The organism is Thainema salinarum CENA647 (genome assembly GCF_057732415.1).
Genome location: NZ_JBYJZJ010000022.1, coordinates 3,351,069 through 3,374,080 on the forward strand (window position 1 = coordinate 3,351,069; position 23,012 = coordinate 3,374,080).

21 protein-coding genes and 1 pseudogene are annotated in these 23,012 nt (G+C 49.9%); 9 read left to right on the forward strand and 13 right to left on the reverse strand.

Annotated elements, in window-relative coordinates:
* Nucleotides 1-11: 11 nt before the first annotated feature.
* Nucleotides 12-929, reverse strand: a complete 918-nt coding sequence (gene crtR, locus AC286M_RS21525) for a beta-carotene hydroxylase (RefSeq protein ID WP_488206344.1) — start codon at nucleotides 927-929, stop codon at nucleotides 12-14.
* A gap of 234 nt (nucleotides 930-1,163) precedes the next feature.
* On the opposite strand from crtR, the gene AC286M_RS21530 reads away from it, so the two are divergent.
* Both AC286M_RS21530 and AC286M_RS21535 read left to right on the forward strand, forming a co-directional pair.
* A complete protein-coding gene (locus AC286M_RS21530; protein ID WP_488206345.1) occupies nucleotides 1,164-1,892 on the forward strand; it encodes a pyridoxine 5'-phosphate synthase in 729 nt (242 codons plus the stop codon).
* A 93-nt stretch (nucleotides 1,893-1,985) separates the two neighbouring features.
* Entirely contained in the window at nucleotides 1,986-2,312 is a 327-nt protein-coding gene (locus AC286M_RS21535) for an MgPME-cyclase complex family protein (RefSeq protein WP_488206346.1), read from the forward strand.
* A gap of 104 nt (nucleotides 2,313-2,416) precedes the next feature.
* On the opposite strand, the gene AC286M_RS21540 is transcribed toward AC286M_RS21535, so the two are convergent.
* From AC286M_RS21540 to AC286M_RS21565, 6 genes are all read right to left on the reverse strand, one after another.
* Nucleotides 2,417-6,163, reverse strand: coding sequence for a response regulator (locus AC286M_RS21540; protein ID WP_488206347.1), 3,747 nt, complete (start codon nucleotides 6,161-6,163; stop codon nucleotides 2,417-2,419).
* A gap of 335 nt (nucleotides 6,164-6,498) precedes the next feature.
* On the reverse strand, nucleotides 6,499-7,095 hold the full coding sequence (locus AC286M_RS21545; protein WP_488206348.1) for a DUF1802 family protein: 597 nt from the start codon (nucleotides 7,093-7,095) through the stop codon (nucleotides 6,499-6,501).
* Nucleotides 7,096-7,106: 11 nt separating this feature from the next.
* Complete coding sequence (locus AC286M_RS21550) at nucleotides 7,107-7,532, reverse strand: ribosomal maturation YjgA family protein (protein ID WP_488206349.1); 426 nt, start codon at nucleotides 7,530-7,532, stop codon at nucleotides 7,107-7,109.
* 314 nt (nucleotides 7,533-7,846) lie between these two features.
* Nucleotides 7,847-8,659 carry a hypothetical protein gene (locus AC286M_RS21555; protein ID WP_488202996.1) on the reverse strand — a complete coding sequence of 271 codons (813 nt, stop codon included), beginning with the start codon at nucleotides 8,657-8,659 and terminating at the stop codon, nucleotides 7,847-7,849.
* A complete protein-coding gene (locus tag AC286M_RS21560; RefSeq protein ID WP_488202997.1) occupies nucleotides 8,544-9,083 on the reverse strand; it encodes a transposase family protein in 540 nt (179 codons plus the stop codon). The genes AC286M_RS21555 and AC286M_RS21560 overlap by 116 nt, the downstream gene beginning before the upstream one ends.
* A 168-nt stretch (nucleotides 9,084-9,251) precedes the next feature.
* Nucleotides 9,252-10,460 (reverse strand): family 10 glycosylhydrolase, encoded by a 1,209-nt coding sequence (locus AC286M_RS21565; RefSeq protein ID WP_488206350.1) that lies wholly within the window; start codon nucleotides 10,458-10,460, stop codon nucleotides 9,252-9,254.
* Nucleotides 10,461-11,175: 715 nt separating this feature from the next.
* On the opposite strand from AC286M_RS21565, the gene AC286M_RS21570 reads away from it, so the two are divergent.
* Nucleotides 11,176-11,661 carry a hypothetical protein gene (locus tag AC286M_RS21570; protein WP_488206351.1) on the forward strand — a complete coding sequence of 162 codons (486 nt, stop codon included), beginning with the start codon at nucleotides 11,176-11,178 and terminating at the stop codon, nucleotides 11,659-11,661.
* Nucleotides 11,662-11,789: 128 nt separating this feature from the next.
* On the opposite strand, the gene AC286M_RS21575 is transcribed toward AC286M_RS21570, so the two are convergent.
* The 3 genes from AC286M_RS21575 to uraH all read right to left on the reverse strand — a co-directional run bounded on the left by AC286M_RS21575 (nucleotide 11,790) and on the right by uraH (nucleotide 13,788).
* Nucleotides 11,790-12,725, reverse strand: a complete 936-nt coding sequence (locus AC286M_RS21575) for a DUF4349 domain-containing protein (protein WP_488206352.1) — start codon at nucleotides 12,723-12,725, stop codon at nucleotides 11,790-11,792.
* A gap of 202 nt (nucleotides 12,726-12,927) precedes the next feature.
* Nucleotides 12,928-13,425 carry a 2-oxo-4-hydroxy-4-carboxy-5-ureidoimidazoline decarboxylase gene (gene uraD, locus AC286M_RS21580; RefSeq protein WP_488206353.1) on the reverse strand — a complete coding sequence of 166 codons (498 nt, stop codon included), beginning with the start codon at nucleotides 13,423-13,425 and terminating at the stop codon, nucleotides 12,928-12,930.
* Nucleotides 13,426-13,788: a hydroxyisourate hydrolase gene (uraH, locus tag AC286M_RS21585; RefSeq protein ID WP_488206354.1), complete on the reverse strand. Its 363-nt coding sequence runs from the start codon at nucleotides 13,786-13,788 to the stop codon at nucleotides 13,426-13,428. It lies immediately after the preceding gene.
* Nucleotides 13,789-13,855: 67 nt separating this feature from the next.
* Here uraH and AC286M_RS21590 point away from each other — a divergent pair, with 67 nt between their 5' ends.
* Entirely contained in the window at nucleotides 13,856-13,978 is a 123-nt protein-coding gene (locus AC286M_RS21590; RefSeq protein ID WP_488206355.1) for a hypothetical protein, read from the forward strand.
* Between the two features lie 39 nt (nucleotides 13,979-14,017).
* The gene (tnpC, locus tag AC286M_RS21595; RefSeq protein ID WP_488204311.1) at nucleotides 14,018-15,385 is read left to right on the forward strand and encodes an IS66 family transposase; all 1,368 of its coding nucleotides are present in this window, start codon (nucleotides 14,018-14,020) and stop codon (nucleotides 15,383-15,385) included.
* Between the two features lie 24 nt (nucleotides 15,386-15,409).
* On the opposite strand, the gene hpxO is transcribed toward tnpC, so the two are convergent.
* Nucleotides 15,410-16,573: an FAD-dependent urate hydroxylase HpxO gene (hpxO, locus tag AC286M_RS21600; RefSeq protein ID WP_488206356.1), complete on the reverse strand. Its 1,164-nt coding sequence runs from the start codon at nucleotides 16,571-16,573 to the stop codon at nucleotides 15,410-15,412.
* Between the two features lie 204 nt (nucleotides 16,574-16,777).
* Here hpxO and AC286M_RS21605 point away from each other — a divergent pair, with 204 nt between their 5' ends.
* Nucleotides 16,778-16,912, forward strand: coding sequence for a hypothetical protein (locus tag AC286M_RS21605; protein WP_488206357.1), 135 nt, complete (start codon nucleotides 16,778-16,780; stop codon nucleotides 16,910-16,912).
* An 88-nt stretch (nucleotides 16,913-17,000) separates the two neighbouring features.
* Nucleotides 17,001-18,103: pseudogene (locus AC286M_RS21610) on the forward strand (ISAs1 family transposase).
* A gap of 14 nt (nucleotides 18,104-18,117) precedes the next feature.
* On the opposite strand, the gene AC286M_RS21615 reads toward AC286M_RS21610, so the two are convergent.
* Nucleotides 18,118-18,687 (reverse strand): LabA-like NYN domain-containing protein, encoded by a 570-nt coding sequence (locus AC286M_RS21615; protein WP_488206358.1) that lies wholly within the window; start codon nucleotides 18,685-18,687, stop codon nucleotides 18,118-18,120.
* Nucleotides 18,688-19,664: 977 nt separating this feature from the next.
* On the opposite strand from AC286M_RS21615, the gene AC286M_RS21620 reads away from it, so the two are divergent.
* Both AC286M_RS21620 and AC286M_RS21625 read left to right on the forward strand, forming a co-directional pair.
* Entirely contained in the window at nucleotides 19,665-20,393 is a 729-nt protein-coding gene (locus tag AC286M_RS21620; RefSeq protein WP_488206359.1) for a RibD family protein, read from the forward strand.
* Between the two features lie 74 nt (nucleotides 20,394-20,467).
* On the forward strand, nucleotides 20,468-21,667 hold the full coding sequence (locus AC286M_RS21625) for a GNAT family N-acetyltransferase (protein WP_488206360.1): 1,200 nt from the start codon (nucleotides 20,468-20,470) through the stop codon (nucleotides 21,665-21,667).
* Here the strand turns inward: AC286M_RS21625 and AC286M_RS21630 are convergent.
* Nucleotides 21,644-22,936: a phospholipase D-like domain-containing protein gene (locus AC286M_RS21630; RefSeq protein WP_488206361.1), complete on the reverse strand. Its 1,293-nt coding sequence runs from the start codon at nucleotides 22,934-22,936 to the stop codon at nucleotides 21,644-21,646. The two genes, AC286M_RS21625 and AC286M_RS21630, sit on opposite strands and share 24 nt — an antisense overlap.
* Nucleotides 22,937-23,012: the final 76 nt, after the last annotated feature.

The following is a 23,012-nucleotide window of genomic DNA, read 5'->3' on the forward strand; positions in this document are numbered from 1 at the left end:
AGCTGATCAGCTCAGCTTAAAGTCGTCAAATCCTTTTCATTCTCTTTCGTATGCTTCTTGCCGTGGAATCGGATACCTAAAAACACGTCATACAAAAAGCTAAAGAAGCTCTTCCCTTCTAAAAGCCCCAAAGATTGGTGACAACCTTTGGAGTCAAGCAGTGGCTGGGTTGCGCGATAGGCTTTTTGATAGTTGTACCAGGGAATAGAAGGCCAGAGATGATGAATGAGATGATAGTTTTGCCCCAGAATCAGGATATTGAGAATCGGGCTGGGATAAACACGAGCATTCTTCCAGCGATCGCGCTCCTTGAACGGACGATGGGGCAAATAGTCGAAAAACAGTCCCAGGGCAATGCCCACTACTAGCGCTGGCGAAAACCAATAGTTAAAAATAAAGTCCAAAAAGTCGTAATGAATAGCCAGAACGACGATTGTGATCACAAACAAGCGGCTTAAGAACCACTCTAGTAGCTCATATTTACGCCATAAACGCCGCTTGAAGAAAAAAATCTCATGGTAGAAGAACCGAGCCGCAATCATCCACAGCGGCCCCCCCGTCGAAACAAAGTGATCGGGATCGTTTTCCGGGTCGTTGACATTTGCATGGTGCTGCATATGCACTCTGGTAAATACCGGGAACGCAAAGCCCAGCATCAACGCACTGCCGTGACCGAGAATCGCGTTCATAATCCGATTTTGGTGTCCAACATTGTGAGAGGCATCGTGAATCACGGTGCCTGCTAGATGCAGCGCCAACACATTCAGCAAAAAACAGCACCAGCCTGGCCACTCCCAGATCCAATAGCCCAGACATGACATGACGGCAATCCAAACTGCTGCTAGAAACATCAGCAGATTTGGGTTCACAATACCTGGCGTACCTAGTAGTTCCTTCGGTACTGTCAGGGGCCTAGCTGCCTCCGACATCACATCTATACTCCTCGTTACACGCTCTCGCGTAGTATACGATACGGCACGGTAATAATAAAGTTTTGTGACATCAGCTCATTTAATCTTCCTAGGGTAAGAGTATCTATAAAAGCTGATTGATGGATTAACTTGTTAGGATAATTGACTGATTCATAAAGCTTTGGTGGTTTCAGGTAAAATCAGGAACGTGCCAATTTTTAGACCAGTCTCAAACAAAAGGAGAGATTGCCCTTGCCTACGCTAGGCGTCAACATTGACCACATCGCCACGATTCGACAGGCTCGGCGCACGGTAGAGCCCGATCCGGTTGCAGCAGCCGTGCTGGCTGAGCTGGGCGGAGCCGATGGCATCACCGTGCATTTGCGCGAAGATCGGCGGCATGTTCAAGAGCGGGATGTACGTCTGCTGCGGGAAACCGTGCGGACTCATCTCAATCTAGAGATGGCGGCGACGGACGAAATGGTTGCGATCGCACTTGAGATCAAACCAGACTATGTAACCGTTGTGCCCGAAAATCGCCAAGAGGTCACCACCGAAGGCGGTTTAGACGTTGCCGGTCAAATCGATCGCATAACGGCAGTTGTGGATCAGCTACAGAGCGCAGGAATTCCGGTCAGCCTGTTTATCGATGCTGATGCAGAGCAAATTATGGCATCGGCAGCTACTAAAGCCCAGTTCATTGAGCTGCATACGGGCACCTATGCAGAAGCCAAGGATGAACGAACGCAGCAAAAAGAGCTGGAAATTCTTGCCAAAGGTTGTCATCAAGCTGTTGCCGCTGGCTTACGGGTCAATGCTGGACATGGTTTGACCTATTGGAATACCTATCCAGTCGCTTGTATTGAAGGGATGGAAGAACTCAACATCGGCCATACCATAGTCAGTCGTGCAGCCCTGGTTGGCATGCAGCAAGCTGTACGGGAAATGAAGCAGGTTATCTTGCAAGGATACTGGATGTAATTTAGCCAAGTTTCGGTAAACCGTAAGGTGATCGATGCCCGCTTTACTTAACACCTTAAAAACGCAACTTTTAACATCACAGGGAGGTTTAAAATGACAACGTATTACTACGTCGCAGCTAGCCGCAAATTTTTACTCGAAGAAGAACCATTTGAAGAGGTTCTCAAAGAGAGAATTCGCTACTATAAGGAACAAGAAAAAGAGGTCGATTTTTGGCTGGTTGAGCAGCCTGCTTTTCTAGAAGCACCGGAAATGGCTGACGTGAAAGCCAAGTGCCCTCAGCCAACTGCGGCAATTATCACAACGAATTCATCTTTTATGAATTGGCTCAAACTCAGACTAGAATACGTTGCAACTGGTCAGTTTGAAGCTCCCTCCGAAAGCGTTCCTGAGCCGCTTGCCTCATTAGCAGCTGCATAAGATAGTACCTCACACGAAATTCGCTATCAAAAATCAGCCATAGTTATGAAAGCTGCGCTCATTGCAGTTTTCATAACTATGGCTGATTAGATTTCGTATATGCTCTAATCTTCTAGCTTTTGATAAAGCTGAATACGATGTTGTTGTTCACAGCGTTCATAGTAAATCTTGGCAACGCGATCCGCTGGGTACTGCTCAATACAATCCGATAGCAGAGCAGCGGCAACATCCCACTGGTGCATTTCAAATAAGTATAGCGCTTGCTCAAAGGTTGTTTTCGTTGCCCATTTTTGATCTTGCACGGCCACCGGATCTGCATCAAACACTTCATAAACAGTTACAGGTTCCGAGCGGCCCCGCACTTGCACACGATCGATTCGGCGAATTGAATACTTATCTGGATCTTCAAGCCGTTGCAGCGTGTCATCAGAAATCAATAGCGAAACGCCATAGTCTTTAGTCAGTTTTTCAATCCGTGCCGCCAGATTAACGGCATCGCTAATTACCGTGCCATCCATGCGATTCACACCGCCGACGGTACCCAACATCAGTTCCCCGGTATTGATTCCAATACCAATCCGTACTGCCTCATAGCCCATCCGAGAGCGGTTTTGGTTGTACTTATCTAGACGATGTAGCAGATCAATCCCCGCGAGAATCGCGTCATCAGCGGTGCCGCTGAAAAGGGCCATAATGCCATCGCCGATGTATTTGTCGATAAACCCGTGATGGTTAGTGATAGCGGGTTCTAAACGGCTGAAGCAGGAATTGATAAACCGGAAATTTTCCTCTGGTGTCATCTGCTCAGCCAACGCAGTAAAGTTGCGAATATCGGCAAACAACACCGACATTTCTCGTTGAGTCTGATCACCCAGCTGGACTTCTACAATGCTGTCCCGGTTGAGGAACTTCAGGAACTCTTGCGGCACAAAGCGTCCATAGGCCAAATTAATTTTCGACAGCTCCAGATGAACCCGAATCCGGGCCAGCAGCTCATCCCGAGAGATCGGTTTGGCCAGATAATCATTCGCTCCCGCTTCCAGTCCCTGCACTAGAGAGGCGACCTGATTCTTGGCCGTTAGCATGACAATTGGCAGCTCATGGGTGGGATACTGCTGCCGGATCTGCTGGCAAACCTCGTATCCAGTCATACCGGGCATCATCACGTCCAGCAAAATGAGATCTGGTTGCAGCCCCTGCGCCATCAAGTCCAGCGCCTCAGCACCGCTTGATGCCTGAGCAATTTGATAGTCTTCTAGAGACAAATAATTAACGAGTACCTGTAGATTGACAGGTTCATCATCAACAATCAGCACCGTTAGGGTTTGATTGGCAGAACGCTGCATCTGGCTGGTGGCTGTTTCTAGCCCCATCGGTTCATTAGAATTAGGTTCACCGATGAGGCTGTTGGGATCGAGAATTAAACGGGCAATGGCTAAATTATCCTGAGCAAATTCCGCATCAGGACGATTCCCAGCCGTGGAAAATCGATCCGTTGCCGCCGCTCCAACTGCAATGGGCAGCGTAAAGGTAAAGGTTGATCCTTGTCCTAGGGTTGAATCAACCGTCAGAGTGCCGCCGTGTAGCTCAACGAGCTGCTTGGTAATCGCTAAACCCAGGCCTGTTCCCCCATACAATCGGGCCGTTGATCCGTCTGCCTGCTCAAATGCCTCAAAAATCCGATCGAGCTTGTGGTCGGGAATGCCGATGCCTGTGTCAGAGACAGAGATTTTCAGTTCTTGATCCGGCGCGATCGCAGCTGCGGATGTTGCATGATGACTGCCTGAAGTTGTTGCGATCCGATTCGCAGTACCAACTTGTGTTTCGGGCTGCACCACGGGTGCTGGCGATGGGCTAACTTGGACTGTGCTGACCGTACCGTTTGTCGGTCGAGGGGCTTCTTCAGCGTCAGCGTTAGTGACGAGTTCAGCCTGAGAGCTAACCAATTGCTGGCGGGTCAGTGCTGACTGATCAGAATAGGTCGAAGCACAAGCGGCATCTGTTGTTAATGCATCCGCAGTAGATGTGCGATCGCAGTCTGCACTACGTTCGATTTCTCTTTGGCTCACCGTTGTCCGAGGCTGGATCTGAGCAGACATCACAATTTGTCCCTGCTCGGTAAACTTGATCGCGTTGCCAATCAGGTTGTGCAAAATCTGCAGGAGGCGATCTTCATCAGCCCAGGCAGATGGTAGATCGCTAGGAATGTTATTAATCAGCTGAATGGATTTAGTACGCAGTAAAGGCTTACTCAGGATCAGCACCACCTCTACCACTTCTCGGAGGCCAATCGGTGTCTGATTCAGAACCAAACCGTGGTGCCGTAGTTTCGAAAAATCGAGAATATCGTTGATCAGGGTCGATAGCCGTCGCCCACTGGCCGAAATCATGCTCAAATTAGCCCGCGTCGCATCCGGTAGCGTTCCAGTGGCCCCATCAACTAGCGATTCAGCAATACCAATAATGCCGTTGAGTGGTGTCCGCAGCTCGTGCGACGTATTGGCTAAAAACTCGTCTTTGAGCCGATCCAGTTCTCGCAGTGCTTCATTTTTGGCCGCCAGCGTATCAAAAGACTGTTTAAGCTGTGCTGCCATTTGATTAAACGACGCAGCCAGTTCAGCAATTTCGTCCTGACGATCGATCTGAATTTTCTGATTCCATTCGCCAACCGCTAGCCGCTTGGCCGCTCGGTTAATCTGTAAAATAGGTCGAGTAATCCAGCGGGCCGTGTGTGAACCCAGCAGAATCGCAATTAGAAGAGCGAGAACGCACAGCAAAATAGTTTTGCGGGCATTTTCCTGAATCTGGGACATGAAGTCGGACTCAGGAATTATCACAACAACTAGCCAGTTGAGCGCTGCATCCTGCTCAAGGGGCAGAACCTCAACCCACTGTTGCTCTCCGTTGAACTCAAACGAAAGCTGCCGACGGGTGCGAATTTGGTCAAAAGATTCAAACTCACTGGTTAAAAACTGAGCGGCTGCTTGAATATGGGGATCTTGGCTGTTGACGGCCTGTAAGCGCTGTTCATCGTCAGCGATGGTGACAAATGGTGGTTCCGAGGTTGAACTGGCCACGATCGCACCAGAACGCTCCAGCACAAAGGCTTGCCCTGAGGGACTAATCGTCATCTGCCGCAGAAACTGGCTGATTTGCTCCAGCGTCATATCCAGCGCCAGCACCCCTTGCAGCTGATTCTCGTCATCATAAATCGGCGTAGCAGGGGTAATTCCCAAGCGAGCGTAATCCGGTGAGGCAAACCGATAAATGGGACTCCAGGTCGCTTCTCTATCTCGTTTGGCGGCCTGATACCAGGGACGACTGCGCGGATCGTATTCTGTTTCGTCGATGCGGGCAATAGGTTCGCCCGTGGAGTCGGCTGAATAGGTTTCCCGAATTGGGGCAGTGGCCTCAGTACGCTGCCACAGAAGGATCTCTTCGTTGGAATCAGATCGGCGTTGAACACCGACAAAATCACCCGTTTCGCTGCCGTAGTAAATGCTGCTGATCAACGGCGCGATCGCAAGTTGATGCCAAAAATAGTGCCGCAATTGTTCTTGATCGGTAACGGATAGATCGCCCGATTCAATGGTGGCAGCGGTAATTGCTAGCAGTTGTTGCCGTCTATCGAGGTCGCTCTGGATTTGCTGCTCAATCCGATCGGTTACTTCGCGACTCAAGTTTACTGCTAAGTCGTTAACTGCCTGTTGACCATGTCGAAACGACAGCCAACCGGTAATCGACACCGCTGCAAAAACCTGCGCACCAAAAGATAGCACCAAAATAACCTGGAGAGAAGTCGCCCGATCGGCTAGGGGTAAACGCGGAATGTACTGCCGTAGTCGCTGCATCCACATCGATGCGACGAACCTCCCTCTTAACTACATCGTAACGGTGTATTCACTAGTAAAAGGCAAATTTGTCCTCTAACCAGAGCCATAAATCATGCTATTCACCATGCTATCCCGCTTAGACAAAATCACTGAGAAGTTTACTCGAATCCCGATGAAACTTTGCGATCGCAATTTTAGTTTGACGAGTGACTTCACAGTGCTGCTTCAGCATGCTGCTCTATAGTGCATCATGCAGCATACAGCATCCGGATAATTTCGATGATATTCAAATATTTTATTCTCACCGCTAAAAATCGAGTTTGGATGACGGCGTTAGGCGGTGCTAGGCGATGTTAGATAGATACGGGAGTCAAAAAAGGTGCGATCGCAGTTTCAATCTGTTGAACCTGTGCCGCATAGTCTTCATCCGCCAGCACAGGTGTTGTCGTGCTGATATCAATCGACTGCTCTAAATCAATCCAGGAGCGGCAACCACCATAGGATTCCTGATAGGGAATTTGCACAATGCTGGGCAGTTGATAGACCCGCAGCATCAGTAAATATAGCGGCTGCTTCGGTTTCCACTTAAACCGTTCAGTTGCCAGTCGATCAGTCCAAATGTGAAATGGATTTAAAGCTGCGATCGCGCCTGCATCCGCTACCGCGCTAACCTGCGTAATCTTGGCCCAGGCTTGAATCGGAATCCGTTCTGGATGCCAGCCAGATTCAACGGGTTTAACCTCGGCATACTGCGGCTTGAGCAAGTGGGGCTGCTGATGCTCATAGGTTGGATAGAGCAATACCTGGTCATGGGCAACAGTGAAGCGGCCCCCAACTTCTCGAATTCCACCTTTCCGAAGCAGCAAAATCGTTTCGCTATGCGTCAGCGCGTTTACGGCAACTGACCATTCTTTGAGAGCATGATTTAGCGTCGTAGTCATTGTAGCCATCGCGCAGGTGCTCACAGTCGGTACGTTCTACGTTTAAGGTATCGCAATCCCATCCAGCCGACGACGCAGCCGATACCGTAATAGACAAAATCCCAAACTGAAAACGCGACGCCAAAAATCAGCTTACCCAGGAAGGTTGCTCGCCAAGCCTCCAGCAGCGGCGGATGCCACAGTTGTGAGAATTCTGCGAAACCAGTGCCAATGCCGACCCCAACGGCAATTTTCCACAGCGGGACTCTAGGCCAGCCAAAGCTGATCAGCGCTATCCACATCACCTCATAGAGAATGTCGCCGCTGTAGCCCTGTACCCAGCTTTCGCCCACGCCCTGATAGAACTTTGAGCCAATTCCCAGCACAATCATGACGGCAACGACAGCGCAGAGGGCAATTCGATAGGCTGTACGCGATCCAGAAACAGCAGAAGTTGTTTGATTCATAAGCCCAAATTGATGAGTAGTATCGAATCCGCTACTAAAAGCCAGATTTTATTTTTGTGAAAGTCAAGGCTCACCTTGACTTTCACAAAAATAATTTGGGGGTTTCTAGTCGGATTAAAAACAAAGACGGCTAGCAGCACTAGCCGTCCTTATTCATCAAGCTTTATCTGATAAATTTCTGATGGTTGAATAGTCAGAAGCCTAAACTTCACAACACCCATTAAGGAACGCGGATTTAACAAGGTGAAACGTTTGGGTAGGGACACGGCAATGTGTCACCCGACGTAAGGGTATGCCCCTAGTGCGACGTAAGGTTATGCCCCCGATGTCGATTTGCGGCGGCAGGACTTGCGATAGGTCATCTGCAAGGTTCGAAGCGCATGAGCATCTAAGCCAGAGCAGACAAGTCGAGCAATCACCTGTCCAGAGTGATTTTCAATCACCCATGTCAGAGCGCTCGGATCGAGATGCACGGTGACCATCTGTCCAGCATAGGGACGACCGACCGAATAATTGCGGTTGTACACCGAAATCTGCCCCGTCTGACTCACCTTGCGAGACCAGCGATGGCCCGCTAGATGAGCCAATGCCTGCGCGACATGCCACTGCTCGGCTTCCGTGTCAGGCGCATAGGCTCTGCCGCCGTGAGCTAAGGCGGGGTAGTATTGGTCGCGAGGGCGCTGATGAGGACAACTGGGGTAGAGCGTGCGCTGGACTGTTGCCGCTTGGTCTAATCGAGCTTGCAGCGTCTGCAAGTTGGCACAGGTGGCGGGTTCAATCCAGCTTTTGACCACGCCATGAGCCCGTTCAACTTGGCCATTCTGCTGGGGACAGTAGGGTCGATTGTGGATCACCTCAATGCCGAGTCCGCTCAACCAGAGTGTCAGTGGCGAGGGCAGGGCGTGGCAGTTGCCCCATGGCGATCCGTTATCGACCCGCAGCGCTTGAGGTCGTCCCCAGCGGGTAAATACCCGGCGCAGGGCTGATTGCACGTCCGAGGCTGGGACGGCTTCAAAGACGTAGTGGGGGAAAAACTTCGCTTTGTAAGAGCGCTCCACTGTGTTCATCAATGAGTGAAATCCAACTCGCTGGCGTGCCGTCAGCCAACTGCTGATGAGACGTGGCATCCAGTTGCCAAACCTGATGCACCTGCTGGGCTCGCTCTCGGGTCACAGGCGGATGCTGCTCCCGCAGTGGGTTGAGGTGCTGCTGGCGAAACCAACGCTGCAACGTTCGCTCATGCGGCACCCATAACGCCTGATACCGCTGTCTGAGCACCACCCGAATCAAGCCTGCACCCCAGCCTCGATGATGGCGTTTCAACCACAGCGCACTGCGATAGATCAAACGCTCACAGCCAAATCCCCGCCGCAGACGCCCCTCTCCCCTCAACGCGAGTCCGGCTTCGCCCCTGTCGCGGTACCGTCGCCAGATCTGGCGCACACCCCAGTAGGACAGCGAGAGGGATCCGGCAATGGCGGCTAAGGTCTCGCCCTGCTGATGCCGTTCAATGATCTCATGCCGGATGGGCACAGCAATTGCTTTAGCCATGGCTCTCTCCTTCCTCAATATCGGAGAAACTCTTACCTCTGTATTAGCGCTGAATTCGGACAACAGGGGTATAGTTTTGTGGCGCATCAGGGGCATACCCTTACAGCGCGTGACACATTGCCGTGTCCTTACGGATAGAACGATGGATAGGCTATTTGATTTGCACTCCTAAGTTCGTGAAGCGGCTCGAAAGGCTGGCGTGGCAAAGATATTTTGAAACCGCGCAACCCGTTCGGCGGGAGGCTCTGCGCCATCTTCCCAGAGACTTTCGTAGTAGAAGAAGGAAACACCCAAACCGTAGTAGCGAGCGGCTCTCACCTTAGCCTGAATCAGATCCATTGAAACAGGCATGTTCCGCAAACCAGTCAGAATGCCAACTCCAACCGATGTATACTGACGGGCTTCTTGAACGGATGAGCGAGCAATTTGCTCCGTGAAGCTGCCCAGGTTATCGCGATACACCTGAATTAACAGTTCATCGACGAGGCCAAGCTTCACCCAGTTCAGCCAGTCCTGTAGAAAATTGGTATAGGCCACATCGTAGGGATTGGGCGAAATCGAGAAAATAACGTGGGGCTTGCGGGCTTTGATTTGCTGCTGAAGCTGGGTGACAAAAGCGGTGAGTTTGTTGGCTCGCCAGCTCACCCATTCAGGATTATAGGGATCGGCAGGGGGTTGCTTACCTGTTTCTTCAAAATAAAGATTCGATGTGTAGCTGTCATAGCCAAACTCCGTTGGCAGACTTAAGTGATCGTCAAACTGGATGCCATCGACATCGTAGAGGTTGACCACTTCCATCACCAAACTGGTGATAAACTGCTGCACTTCGGGCTTAAACGGGTTCATCCACATGACTTCGCCTGCGGCACTGATGGATGTTTCCCCACCATCCTGCTTGTGGGTGAACCAGTCAGGATGATTAAGAGTGAGTTCAGACATGGGCGGAGCCATAAAGCCAAACTCAAACCAGGGAATCGCTAAAATACCGCGCTGGTGCGCCTTGTCGATTAAGTCCTTCAGCATGTCTTGGCCTTGGTAGCCGCGCCGCACGAAGGGCTGAATTTCCGCTCGCTGGGCTACGACGCTGGGATACATGACGTAGCCTGCATTCCATACCACCGGATAAACTGTGTTGAAATTCAACTGCGCCAGCTGCTCCATCGCGGCGTCTAGCTTCGGTTGATCAAGTAAGACTTCAGTGTCATTGGTGGTCAACCAAACCGCGCGAATTTCTTGATTGTACGGAATATTATTGGATGGAATATTCGCGGCTGTCGATTGGGCCGTTAGAACTGCGATCGCAAATGACAAACCACTTAACACAATTAGAATTGGATTTCGCAAACGGAACCAGTTTGGTATTAAACGCAAACGCATAGGCATGAATTGTGAACGAACAAGTAAATATAGCTCTATCAATTGAAAATGGATCGGTAATATCAATCCTGTGCATGAAACCTAACTATTTTGTGTGAAGCGCTTGCTCCGCAAGCGTTTGGCTGAAAATAGTAGTAGTTTTAGATGATTGAATGTACCTGAAATAGAGTTCCCTGGGTGATAACAATATGCAAGCGCTGTCATCCCCCTTCAGGGCAGAATTTTCAAATTCATGACAACGTGAACTAATGTAACAGTCTACAGGCATCTGTCCATTGTTCCAGGATGAGTTGTAAGAATTTCACATAGGTTTTGTATTGAGAAGCTATAGCTTTTCTAGATGCGATCGCAACAGCTACCAAACAAGGCTCAATCTTTAATGACTCGGAATTTCTGATGGCTGAGCAGGTGATTTTAGGAAGTGGAGAAATTCCATTTACCTTTTTTTCCTCAGCATTGTCCCTGCGATCGCAATTCAGATTACCCACAAGAATCAGTTGGTCGCACAACCATAAATTTTGCTTATAAACTGGATTTAACAATTCGTTCGTACTTGGTTATACACGGCGTTAAATCTTGGATTTTTTTTGGATAGACTTAAATTCATGCAAAAATAGATTTGGATAGACCAAGATCTATATAGCTCGTATAGAGCATCAGGCGAAAACTTGAGCAAACGTATCAGGCTATACGTGTTTATGCGTAGGTCTGTTGAATGATTGATTCAAGTACAGCGTCTATAAAATCACTGATAAAACATCGGAAGTACTCACATCTTGCACCAAAACCCGAAGAGGTTATTTTGCCGCCGCGATGTGGCGGCAAAACAACCTCTTCGGGTTCTCAAAGTGCAAAGTGCAAGATATGGGAAGTATCGACTTCCTTATATAAACTTATTTCCCTTTATGGGGCGAGATGGACGAGTAAGGAATTAGTTTCGGTGGATTTGATTGAGTTGGTATTGAGATCCCAGCACAGCACGTGCAAATTGCGTATCAAGGTAGAGAGACTATGGGTTTCGGTTCTGATTGCAGTGGTAAGCGGCTTATTTTTAGTCAATAGATTTCCAGCGAAGGTGCAAGCCATTCAGAAAGGTGTTGCTTCTGTGCCTTTTAGCCAGCTGATCTCGTCAGAAATTAATGATTCTGATGCTATGAGAGAAAAGTTTCCAGTTGGAACGCAAGGAGCAGGTGCTCGCTAAGGAACGCGGATTTAATCAAATTTACAGCCCTAGCCAACTTTGATCGGAAAGACATTTTCGTAGCGCGGCTTTGCCACGCTACGAAAATGTCCCAACCAATATGACTGTTGCTACAGAACAAAGCTGGCTTATTCAGTTTCTTCACCTGCGATCGCAGGTGCAGGACGGCGGCGATGAGTGGCGCGATAGCCCAGCATGGCAACTAACGCAACGATGACGAGATAGGGGCTGTAAACCAGAATCCACAGGCCAAGCTGGAGTAAATCAATTGAAAAATCTTGCACTGAACTGGTGGCTTGCTGCCAGGTGCCGCTGAGCTGAGTACTGATCGCCCGCTGAGGCGTCGTAGTTGAGATCGCGGCTTCGAGGCGAATGTCAATGATGGAATAATCTACGCGACCCTGTAGGCTCTTGCGCTGGGCATCGATCTGCTCAATTGAAGCCCGCACGTTATTGAGCTCCTGGGCCACACTGAGCACATCGCCAATCGAGCCGGAGCGCTCCATAATCTCCAGCAGCATTTCCTCTGTTTTCCGCAGGTTCCGCAGACGGGCTTGCAGATCAATCAGCTGATTGGACACGTCTTCAGCGCTGATGGTGCGGCGCTGGACGGTACCGAGTTCGGCCAGTTGCTCTAGCGTCGCGTCTAACTTGGCCTGCGGCACCCGAATCTGCATCGTCGCGGTTTGCCGTTCTGTTGCCGATAGCGGTACTTGGTCATTCAAGTTGAGCAGATCGCCCTGTTGAGTAGTTGCGATCGCGCTGGCCTGATCAATGCTGTCTTCAACTGAGTCAACAACAAGAAAGAGTTCAGCCCGCTTGGCCAGTTGAGGTTGCGCCTGTGGAGCACTGGGTACAGGTGAAGGTGGCTCAACCGGGATAGCCTGATCTGCCGCACCTGCTGCTTGATTTCCTACAGCTTCCATCTCGGCCTGCATTGGTGCTTCGCTAGTGGACTCGCTGATCGACGGAACACTGCTACAGCCTGTAATCAAAGTTAAACCAATAGCGACGGCTAGCCACGGTTTAGCGCTAGACGGAGAAAAAAGACGTGGGATTGCCATAGGATTTCCAGATGCCTCATCAATCATGTGTTCTGTTCTATTGATAGGCCAGGAAGACCTGAATATCTCTCTGGTTACATAACCGGAAACGCTAGAGACTGTAGATTAAATGGCCTGTAAACCGTTTCGTCCGTAGGGACACGGCATTGCCGTGTCCCTACCTCAAAGATTTCACCTGATCAAATCTGCGTTCCTAAAGAGATCAATCACTAATCACTGCATTCAACCGAAATCCAGCAATTTTGCCGATTTCTGTGAGAGCTTGCTGACGTTCCTGATCGGCGGAATTTTGTAGCCGTGTCTCAAATGCAGCGAGGATGCTGTCTTTCGTATGTTCTTTCACCGCTACGATAAATGGAAAGCCAAACCGCTGCCGGTAGCTCTGATTGAGCTGGCTGAATTGCTCATACTCGGCGGCGCTGAGTTGGTCTAAACCCACCCCAGACTGCTCCTGCACCGATGCCTCAGCCATTTTGGCTTTGCTGCCCAAGTCGGGATGAGCGCAAATTAAATCAATTTGCTCGTCCACAGTCATCTGATCCACGACCTGGAGCATCTTGTGGTGCAGGTCACTCACGCTGGTAAAAGGCCGCAGATGCCAAGCCTGAGTTGCGATCGCAGGTGTCTCTTCAAAGATGCTGCCCAATGCCTGAGTAAAGGATTCCTGATCCATTTGATTCAATTCAGCCAGCGAGTACATCTAGCTACCTCGGTAGGTACTGTATGACCAAGGGGATGCCAGCAGCGGCACGTGGTAATGCGACGACGTGTCAGCAATACCAAAGCGAATCGGCACCTGTCCCAAAAACATCGGTTCTGGCAAACTTTCACCCATTGGCTTGAAGTATTCACCGACGGAAAACACAAGTTCGTAAACGCCGATTTTGAGCGCGTCATCCACCAAAAGCGGCTCATCGGTGCGCCCGTCTTCATTGGTCGAAACGGTTTTGATCAAAGTGCGATCGCTCGATTGTGGATCAATTGCCCACAGTTCAATCTTCATGCGCGAAGCCGGACGACCATGCGCCGTATCGAGAACATGGGTAGTTAATTTACCTGCCATTGATTTAATGCCGTGATGAATTGCGAGCTGATTATAGCGGACTCTTTTTCAGCAACGGTTAAGCCAAATGTATAAACCTCACATCTTGCACCAAAACCCAGAAGGGTTGTTTTGCCGCCGCGATGCGGCGGCAAAACAACCCTTCTGGGTTTTGGTGCAAGATGTGAGTGTAATTGCTCAACTCGGTTGACCCAAGCACGGCTTTGAGAGAAGATGATAAGCTTTTGCCATGACAGAACTGCCCCCACTCGATGGATTAAGCCCCGCCGAAAAAGATGCCCTGATTCAAGGGCTGTGGCAGGAGCTGCAACGGTTGCGAGCAGAAGTCGAACAACTGAAGCAAAAGCGGGTAAAGAAAACGTCGCGCAATTCGAGTTTGCCTCCCTCCAAGGGCTTCAAACCCAATCAGAGCCGCTGTGAACCCATGGCTAGTCCATCGGAAGAAACGGGAAGCCACCGTGACGGTGGGCGAGAATTAAGTCAACACCCCGATCAAGTTGTGGTCGCCCAAGCCAAGAGCTGTCCCCACTGTGGAGCTGAGGTTGACCGTTCAATGCAGCGCTTGAGCGGGATTTACGAGCGGATTGAATTGCCTCAGCTCACCCCTGACATCACCCGAGTTGAACGCTATGGCGGGGTATGTCCCTGTTGCCAGCAAACCTATGAGGCTCCCGTTCCAGTCGGGTTGGAACCCGGCTCTCCTTTTGGTAACAGTGTGGCAACTCTAGTCACCTATCTACGCTACCGCCATGCCATCAGCTATGAGCGGCTGAGCCAGTTGATGAGCGACCTTTGCGGTCTGAGCGTGTCGCAAGGAGCCATTGCCAATCTGCTGAAACGAGTGCAGGGGCAACTTGAATCCCCGGTAGCCCAAATTGTGGAGCGCTTGCGCAGTGCTCGTCTGGTCGGCAGTGATGAGACGGGGGCACGAGTCAATGGAGTCAACCAGTGGGAGTGGGTGTTTCAGAATGAGCAGGTCTGTTTGCATGTGATTCGCCCGAGCCGAGGAAAAGCTGTCATTGACGAGGTGATGGACGGCCATCGGCCTCAGGTGTGGGTCTCTGATTTGTTTAGTGCTCAGAAGGCTCATCCGGCCCACGAGTGGCAAGTGTGTTTGGCCCATCAACTGCGCGATTGTCAGTATGCCATTGATGCCGGTGATGACTTATTTGCTCCTCGGATGAAACAGCTGTTCCTCAAAGTCATTGCTCTGCAACGGCGACGACACACCCTGGCGGTTTCAACCGTCGAGCAGTATGGCGCTCGATTTCGCGGTTCACTGCGGGAGATTTTGAATCTGCAACCCCAATCGCTTGAGGGGCAGCGGTTGCTCAGACGCTATCAGAAAATTCGCGCTCATCTGTTGCTGTTTTTGACGGATGAAACCATCCCACCGACCAACAATGCCAGTGAGCAAGCGTTGCGCTGGAGCGTGGTCTTTCGCAAGGTGACTAACGGATTTCGATCCGACTGGGGAGCCGAGTTGTTCGCTCAGGTGCGCTCGCTCATCAATACCGCACAACGTCAGGGCATGTCTGCCTTTGATGTCATTTCTCGTGCCCTTACCTCTCAGCAGTCCGATTGGCTACTGGGTTGAGCAATTACATGTGAGTAAACACCATTAATTCATGGGGCCAGCCAAAATTGTTTTGGCCAGCGCATCAATCACTTCATTGGCATCCTCATGCTTCAGCTCTTGGTACCACTGCTCCGTGGCAGCCGGATCTTTGCCATAAATCGTGTCCGTCCGTTTGCGAGCCTTGAGCACCAAACTGGCTGTCCGCTCTTTCCGAGCAGCTTCATATCGCTTCAGTGCATCTTCCACACTGATGGTAGTCGTGACCAGATACTGAGTCAGGGTAATCGCATCTTCCATCGCCTGACAGCCCCCCTGTCCCAGCGTCGGCGTCGTTGCGTGCCCAGCATCACCGACAATCGCAACTCGGCCCCGCGTCAACCGTTCTAATGGATCAAGGTCACTAATTTCCAACCGATTGGTTTCTAGCGGATCGAGTTCAGCAATCAAATTTTGCACAGCCTGCGGCCAACCTGCAAAAATTTGAGCCAGCTCATCCCGCCGATCCGCAGGTTCAACCACCGTTCCTTTTTCCATCGGATAGCCAAAGAAGAAATAAAAGCGATTGCCGCCAATCGGCATCATCGAAGCCCGCTTACCTTCGCCGACGTAAATGACCCAGTTGTCTGGATCACAAAGTCCCGGCTTTGCATCAACAATGCCGTTCCAGTTAACGTAGTCGGCATAGCGGGAAGCTGCTTCTCGCTCCAATACATAACGGCGTACCGTCGAGTGAACCCCGTCTGCACCAATCAGTACGTCACTCGTCACGCGAGTGCCATCTTCTAGCACTGCGGTAACGCCAGATTCATCCTCTTCCACATCGACGCAGCGACAGCCCAAATGAACATTCGCTGGGCCAAACGCATCTAGCAGCATATTCTGTAAATCAGTCCGAGAAACGGGATATGGACGCTGCCCAACTCGCGCAAACAAGGGGGTGAGATTTACTTCGTGCAGCGGCTGATCGCGATGGCTCCGATATTCCATCCGATTCATCTGGCCACCAATCTCGGCTATCTGATCACCCAATCCCAGCCAGTTCAGGACTTTGATGCCATTTGACCAGAGGGAAATGCCAGCGCCAGCGGGCCGCAACTGACGGGTTTTTTCATAGATTTCAACCGTGTATCCCATCTTTTTCAGGGCAATACCCGTCGTTAATCCGGCCATGCCCGCGCCGATGATGGTGGCTTTTAAGTTGTACATCCCAACTCCTTATCGCTGAGTTGCTTATGATTTGCTAGCTATCTTATCGGCAGGATTCCAGCACAGAATGTTTGATGGTTTACCTTTTGCCTACTTAGTAGTGGTATTTCAGTAATGATTTTTCGTTGTGTGAACACCGCCAGACAACGAAAAATCACTACCGTTCGAGGGCTACCACCTAATTTTGCCTGAAAGTCTCTGAACTTGAGACTGGTCAAAATCAGGTACCAAACCAAAAGTAGGCCGGAACTGCCGCTGAAGGACGATAACCTGCCTGCTTTTGGTTTAGATGTAACGGATGTCAAAAGTGCGATCGCACTTGATACACCGTTTCGTTAACGAAACTGTTCTTTATCACCCAGGGCTATTTCATTCTAAACAAGTAGCCTAATATGGGATCGAAGCTGACGCTCATCTACAGGTTCAGATGACTCAACTTGCGATTGTAGAAGCCTTTGTCGACTTACCCGATACCCGCCGTCGAGCCGGACAACGACATAGCCAAGCCTTATGTTTAGCCCTATTCACCTTGGCCGTTGCGGCAGGGAATCGGGGATTTCTGGCGATCGGGGATTGGCTCAAGGCGTATCACGATGAATTAGTGGCGTTGTTTTCGCCTCCTCAAGACCGTTTACCCTCCTACAGCACCATTCGACGAACGCTCTTGCGGGTGGATTATCACGAGTATGCCGCCTGTTTATCTCGGTTTTTCGGCGTTCATCCTCAGCCTGGAGAAACGATTGCGACTGATGGCAAAGTTGTGCGGGGGTCTTATGAAGCGCTCAGCGATGACCCACAGGTCGAGTCGCATCCAGCAATTCTGCTGGTCAGCGCTTACATTGTGGAACGAGGACTCATCCTGGAGCCCTATGAGGTGGAGTCCAAAACCAATGAAATCACAGCCTTGCCCATCTTCATTGAACAATTGGCGCTCAATGGAGTGGTGTTTGCCTTTGATGCGATCAGTACTCAAAAAAAACGGCTGAGGTGATTCTCAGCAGTGGCAACCATTATCTGGGGGCACTCAAAGGCAACCAATCTGGGCTGCTCCAGGCCGTAACGACTCATTTTCAGGCGCAGCAAACCGTCCAACAGCTCAACAAAGGGCATGGTCGCATTGAAAAACGAACGATCAGCATGAGTCACATCCTGGATAACATGCCCGAGTTTCCGGGATTGCAGACGCTGATTCGAGTTCAATCCGAGCGCCAGGTGCATCGAGCCGACATCGTTGAGGTGTCTCACGACACCCGTTACTACGTGGCTTCCTTTTGTGAGAGTGTCCAAGCCTTTGCTCAACGCATCCGAGGCTATTGGGGCGTAGAAAACAAGGTGCATTATGTCCGAGATGTGACTCAAGGGGAAGATGCCTCCCGCATTCGAACCCCTCCTCTGGTGCAAAATTGGGCACTGGCCCGTAATTTTGCGCTGAACTTATATCGCAATCATGGCTTTGAGAATATGGCTCAAGCTCAACGCCGGGCTGGATTTGGACTTAGCACTCTCAAGTCTCTATTTAGAATGCAATAGCCCTGCTTTATCACCTAGTTCCCATCTACTTTTTCAATGAATGAACGAATATCATTCAGATCAAGATAGCGATCGGTTGCATTGCGTAGCTCACGAGCGATCATGCCCTCAGTTGATACAACGGTAATGTGAGTATTTTTAGAGCGTAATAGCTCAATTGCTCGCTCAAAATCACCGTCGCCACTGAACAAAATCACGCTGTCGTACTGCTCAACCGTATTGAACATATCCACTACGATTTCAATATCCAAATTGGCTTTTTGAGATAGCCGTCCTGAAGAATCGTCGTAGTACTCTTTCAAAATTTTGGTACGCACAGTGTAACCTAGGCTAATCAAGGCATCACGGAAACCGCGCTGGTCTTGAGGGTCTTTAAGACCTGTGTACCAAAAGGCATTGACCAACGAAGTAGCAGGCGATTGAGTAAAGTACTCTAAAATCTTCTTTGGATCAAAAAACCAGCCGTTTTTTTGCTGCGCATAAAACATATTATTTCCATCAACAAAAATTGATAATCGATTGGCTGGTGGAATAGGAACTGGCATAGATTTTTGCTTAACTTTTTCTCGAACGGGGTAAATCATAAAATGGTAATTTCACTCATGATTCTAGCAGTTAACTAAATAAGCCCTTAGATTGATGTCAAATTCAGCTTTTGCAGAAAGCAGTTAAATTTGTAACTTTAGTTGACTTTAGCTAAATTCACTCTCTCTAAAGAAGGATATTGACCTATTGTGCCGACTTCTAACGACTGTCTGTTCATTATTAATGAATAAACAGGCGACATAAGGCAGTTAACGATATAAGTCAATTAATTAGAGAGATTACAGATCTAATCTCTTCTAAAATACACAGATATTACTGATTTTTTTAGACAAGTTGCGACCAAAAATACTTTTTGCTCAATTTAAGTGAATCTACGGATTTGACTCAAAATCTTGTATCTAACTAACAAAAGATCTTAACGAAGGATACATTGATTCAGCTTTTTAGAAATATTGCTGTAGCTATTACTCTGAACATTTGAGCAACAGCAAAGCATAATCTAAAGCCTACAACATGCCCTCATATTGAATTTGATATATGGATGGTTAGAAGTAAATTGAGAAAAAGTAGGATTTTTAATAGTGAGAAGTAGACTAAAAGGAAGAAATCTCAATAAAAAGGGGCGTGGTAAAAGGCAAGAGCTGTAGAAACAGGAGTTAGGGTAAGAGAGAGCAACCCAGGTTTTCGCTTACTTGCTTCAATAGACATAGGCATACGATTGAATCTAATTTTAGAGGTTTGATAACCAGAGTCTAGCGCAGACAGATCTACAGGATAGTATATGGGGCCAGAATTAGCGTATTTTAGCGACAGAAAGGTTTGTGGCATGTTGCCGATGAATGATGGCGGCTCCACATTACTGGACAGTTTGCTCTAAACGATGATATTCCGCATAAAACGCTCATCCGCATAAAACGCTCAATGGCATGCTGTTTGGGCTTGGTTTCTCATATCTGCGCCCTGGAACTAGATCTTTTAACAGCTGAAAACAATGACTGGAAATGGACACTGCTAAATGAAGTTGAATCCTGTTAGCCGCGTTACACACGCTGTCGTTGTCCTAGCCATGAGTGCGGATGGCAAAATTGCAGATGCATCGGGTTCACCTGCACGATTCGGGTCAAAGCAGGATAAGGCACATCTGGAGCGGCAGGTGGCGGCGGCGGATGCAGTTTTGTTTGGGGCAGGAACGTTGAGGGCCTATGGCACGACGCTATCGGTACGCGATCCGGATTTATTACAGCAGCGACAAGAGCAACATAAACCGCCTCAACCTGTGCAAATTGTTTGTTCGCCGTCTGGAAAGCTAGATCTCAAGTCGCGTTTTTTTCGCCAGCCTGTACCGCGCTGGTTGTTGACGACTAAAACTGGTTGCACTGTTGTGCAAGAAGCTGTGCAAGATCGTAAGACTGATTGCACAGCTGCCGATCCCTTTGAACGGACAATCACCCAAGGTATAACGACCCAACACATTGATTGGCCACAGGTATTTGACCTTTTTGCACAAGCTAATTTCAAGCGTCTCGCGGTTCTCGGTGGCGGTCAGCTTGTCGCTTCTCTGCTAGCAGCAGATTGTGTTGATGAAATTCTGCTGACGGTATGTCCGCTCATACTTGGGGGCAGTACGGCTCCATCTCCAGTCCAGGGGGACGGTTGGCCAGAAGGCGTTGCACCTCGGTTAGAGCTACTGTCTACCGACGTAAAAGGCCAAGAGGTATTTTTGCACTATCGCCTGCGACGTTAAGGGAATTTACATTACCCTAAGAAACAGTGCTGGAATTTACTGTGCGTTTTGCTCCGTAGGAGATTGGCCTCACGATGGTTGAACAGTTGAGACCTCGTTATTCGGCGGCTTGGATTACCCAAGTGGATGAAATTCCCAAGTCGGTTTGGGATGAGTTAGCTCTGCCGTTGAAAACGCCGTTTCTGGAATGGGAATGGCTGCACGCGATGGAAAAGTCGAGCAGCGTAGGGGCAAAGGCAGGCTGGTTGCCGCAGCATTTGACGATATGGCGCGATCGCACTTTAGTGGCGGCGGCTCCGCTTTACGTGAAAGGGCATAGTTACGGCGAGTTTGTGTTTGATCATCAGTGGGCGGATTTGGCCCATCGATTGGGTGTGCGCTACTACCCGAAGCTGCTGGGCATGTCGCCATTTACGCCAGCAGAAGGCTATCGGTTCTTAGTCGCGCCAGGAGAAGATGAGGAAGCGATCACTGAGCTAATGGTGGCGGAAATCGATCACTTTTGCGATCGCAACCGGATCTCCGGCTGTAATTTTCTGTATGTTGATCCCGATTGGCAACCGCTAATTGAGCGCCACGGCTTCACCAGTTGGCTGCACCACAGCTACATCTGGCAAAACGACGGGTTTCAAACCTTTGATGATTACCTGGGTGCGTTTAATGCCAACCAGCGGCGCAACATCAAGCGAGAACGCAAGGCGATGAACCGGGCCGGATTAGTCTTTGACGTACATGCGGGCGAAGATATCCCCAAGTCCCTCTTTCCGCTGATGTATCGCTTTTATGCGGATACCTGCGATAAGTTTGGCTGGTGGGGCAGCAAGTACCTCACCCCGCGCTTTTTTGATCAGATCAGTCACACCTTTTGCGATCGCGTGGTGTTTGTGGCCGCCTATAACGAAGCAACCTACGATCCAGAGCGCGGCCACCATCCCATCGGCATGTCTTTCTGTCTCCGCAAGGAGGATCAGCTCTACGGGCGCTACTGGGGCTGCGACGAGGAAATCGATAAGCTACATTTCAATGCCTGCTATTACGAGCCGATTAACTGGGCCATTTCCCAGGGCATTCAATCATTTGACCCCGGTGCCGGGGGACGTCACAAGAAGCGGCGCGGCTTTCCGGCCACACCCAATCACAGCGTTCATCGCTTTTACGACCAGCGGATGAAGCAGATCTTACTGGCCTACATTCGCGAAGTGAACGAAATGGAGCAGCTGGAAATTGAGTCAATCAATGCCGATTTGCCGCTAAAGCTGCCAGTAAGCGAATAGGCCCAGTCGGCCAATCAGCCGTTCGCGCAGCGATCGTCGCCGCAAGTCAATCGGCTGAATCAGATGGCTATGGGCAAAGCCCATTTTGAAAAATGACTCAACCTGATTAAAGGTGGTCGCTTCCGCGATTGACAGATTGAGTTCATCATTACGAAAAAAGCTGCGAGGATCAAAATTGGCGCTGCCGATACTCACCCAGGAGTCATCAATTAAAATCACCTTGCTGTGCATCATGCTGGGCTGATACTCATAGATGTCTACTCCCGTTTGCAGAATGCGGGGATACAGCGTACGGCAGGTGTGATGAACAAACGGCTTATCAGTGCGCGGCCCCATCGTCAGAATGCGAATATCGACGCCCCGCCGTTTGGCCGCAGCCATTTCTTCACGCGTGTTCAGATCCGGCAGAAAGTAGGGACTGGCAATCCAGATCCGCTTACGGGCCGCAATAATTGCAACGTTCAGCAGCGAGCGAATGGCGGAATCCCGATAGGTGGGGTCTTCTCCCGGTGTAACAATAATGCGGGGCCGATCGTCCAGCGAACCGTGAATTAAGTTGCGATCGCGGAAATCAAAACTGCCGTGGGTGTCTAACCAATGCTGCAAAAAAATACCGCGCAATACTGAAACCACTTGGCCTTCTAAGCGGACTTCAAAATCCAGCCACTCTTCATCCGCCTGGCTATGGGGCACAGTGTCCCACATGTCAGAAATTCCCGCGCCACCAATCAGCGCCACTTTTTGATCCACAATCAGCAGCTTCCGGTGCGTCCGATCCAGATAATCCAGCGGAGATCGCCACTGGAAGCGATTGAAAAAGCCGACTTGTATGCCAGCATGGCGCAAACGCTGCCAATAGGAATCCGGTATGGCCTTCACACCATAGCTATCGGCCACCAGTCGGATAATGACTCCCTGCTGCGCCCGTTCAATCAGCGCTGCTGCAAATTCGTCAGCTCGCCGCCCCGGCGTCATAAAAAATGTTTCAAATAAAATGGAATGACGCGCATCTGCGATCGCATTCAGCCGCGCTTGAAAAATCTGATCGGCTCCGACACAGAAGTGGGTAACCCTGCCGGTCGTAATCAACGAATCCGAAAGGCTAGCTAGAGTCAAGCCAAAGTTTTTAGAGGCCGGATCCGGTAAATTCTTGAGGATGTAGCGATGCTGTTGACGAAAGGCTCCGAGCAGATACAGCAGCGTCGGCACCGTAATCAAAAAGCTGACCAGCAGCACGGTTGCCGCCTGAATTAACAGATTAACAAGCAATAATCCTCCTCAAATTGCTTTTCTCTGTTTGCTTTGCCTCAAAACAGCATTTATATCTGCCCACATTCTAAACCTC

Excerpts from the sequence above, each read along its gene's own strand:
- crtR (WP_488206344.1), bottom strand. The coding sequence starts at position 929 with ATGTCGGAGGCAGCTAGGCCCCTGACAGTACCGAAGGAACTACTAGGT.
- AC286M_RS21535 (WP_488206346.1), top strand. The coding sequence starts at position 1,986 with ATGACAACGTATTACTACGTCGCAGCTAGCCGCAAATTTTTACTCGAA.
- AC286M_RS21540 (WP_488206347.1), bottom strand. The coding sequence starts at position 6,163 with ATGCAGCGACTACGGCAGTACATTCCGCGTTTACCCCTAGCCGATCGG.
- AC286M_RS21545 (WP_488206348.1), bottom strand. The coding sequence starts at position 7,095 with ATGGCTACAATGACTACGACGCTAAATCATGCTCTCAAAGAATGGTCA.
- AC286M_RS21550 (WP_488206349.1), bottom strand. The coding sequence starts at position 7,532 with ATGAATCAAACAACTTCTGCTGTTTCTGGATCGCGTACAGCCTATCGA.
- AC286M_RS21555 (WP_488202996.1), bottom strand. The coding sequence starts at position 8,659 with ATGCCACGTCTCATCAGCAGTTGGCTGACGGCACGCCAGCGAGTTGGA.
- AC286M_RS21560 (WP_488202997.1), bottom strand. The coding sequence starts at position 9,083 with ATGGCTAAAGCAATTGCTGTGCCCATCCGGCATGAGATCATTGAACGG.
- AC286M_RS21565 (WP_488206350.1), bottom strand. The coding sequence starts at position 10,460 with ATGCGTTTGCGTTTAATACCAAACTGGTTCCGTTTGCGAAATCCAATT.
- AC286M_RS21570 (WP_488206351.1), top strand. The coding sequence starts at position 11,176 with ATGATTGATTCAAGTACAGCGTCTATAAAATCACTGATAAAACATCGG.
- AC286M_RS21575 (WP_488206352.1), bottom strand. The coding sequence starts at position 12,725 with ATGGCAATCCCACGTCTTTTTTCTCCGTCTAGCGCTAAACCGTGGCTA.
- uraD (WP_488206353.1), bottom strand. The coding sequence starts at position 13,425 with ATGTACTCGCTGGCTGAATTGAATCAAATGGATCAGGAATCCTTTACT.
- uraH (WP_488206354.1), bottom strand. The coding sequence starts at position 13,788 with ATGGCAGGTAAATTAACTACCCATGTTCTCGATACGGCGCATGGTCGT.
- AC286M_RS21590 (WP_488206355.1), top strand. The coding sequence starts at position 13,856 with ATGTATAAACCTCACATCTTGCACCAAAACCCAGAAGGGTTGTTTTGC.
- tnpC (WP_488204311.1), top strand. The coding sequence starts at position 14,018 with ATGACAGAACTGCCCCCACTCGATGGATTAAGCCCCGCCGAAAAAGAT.
- hpxO (WP_488206356.1), bottom strand. The coding sequence starts at position 16,573 with ATGTACAACTTAAAAGCCACCATCATCGGCGCGGGCATGGCCGGATTA.
- AC286M_RS21615 (WP_488206358.1), bottom strand. The coding sequence starts at position 18,687 with ATGATTTACCCCGTTCGAGAAAAAGTTAAGCAAAAATCTATGCCAGTT.
- AC286M_RS21620 (WP_488206359.1), top strand. The coding sequence starts at position 19,665 with ATGAAGTTGAATCCTGTTAGCCGCGTTACACACGCTGTCGTTGTCCTA.
- AC286M_RS21625 (WP_488206360.1), top strand. The coding sequence starts at position 20,468 with ATGGTTGAACAGTTGAGACCTCGTTATTCGGCGGCTTGGATTACCCAA.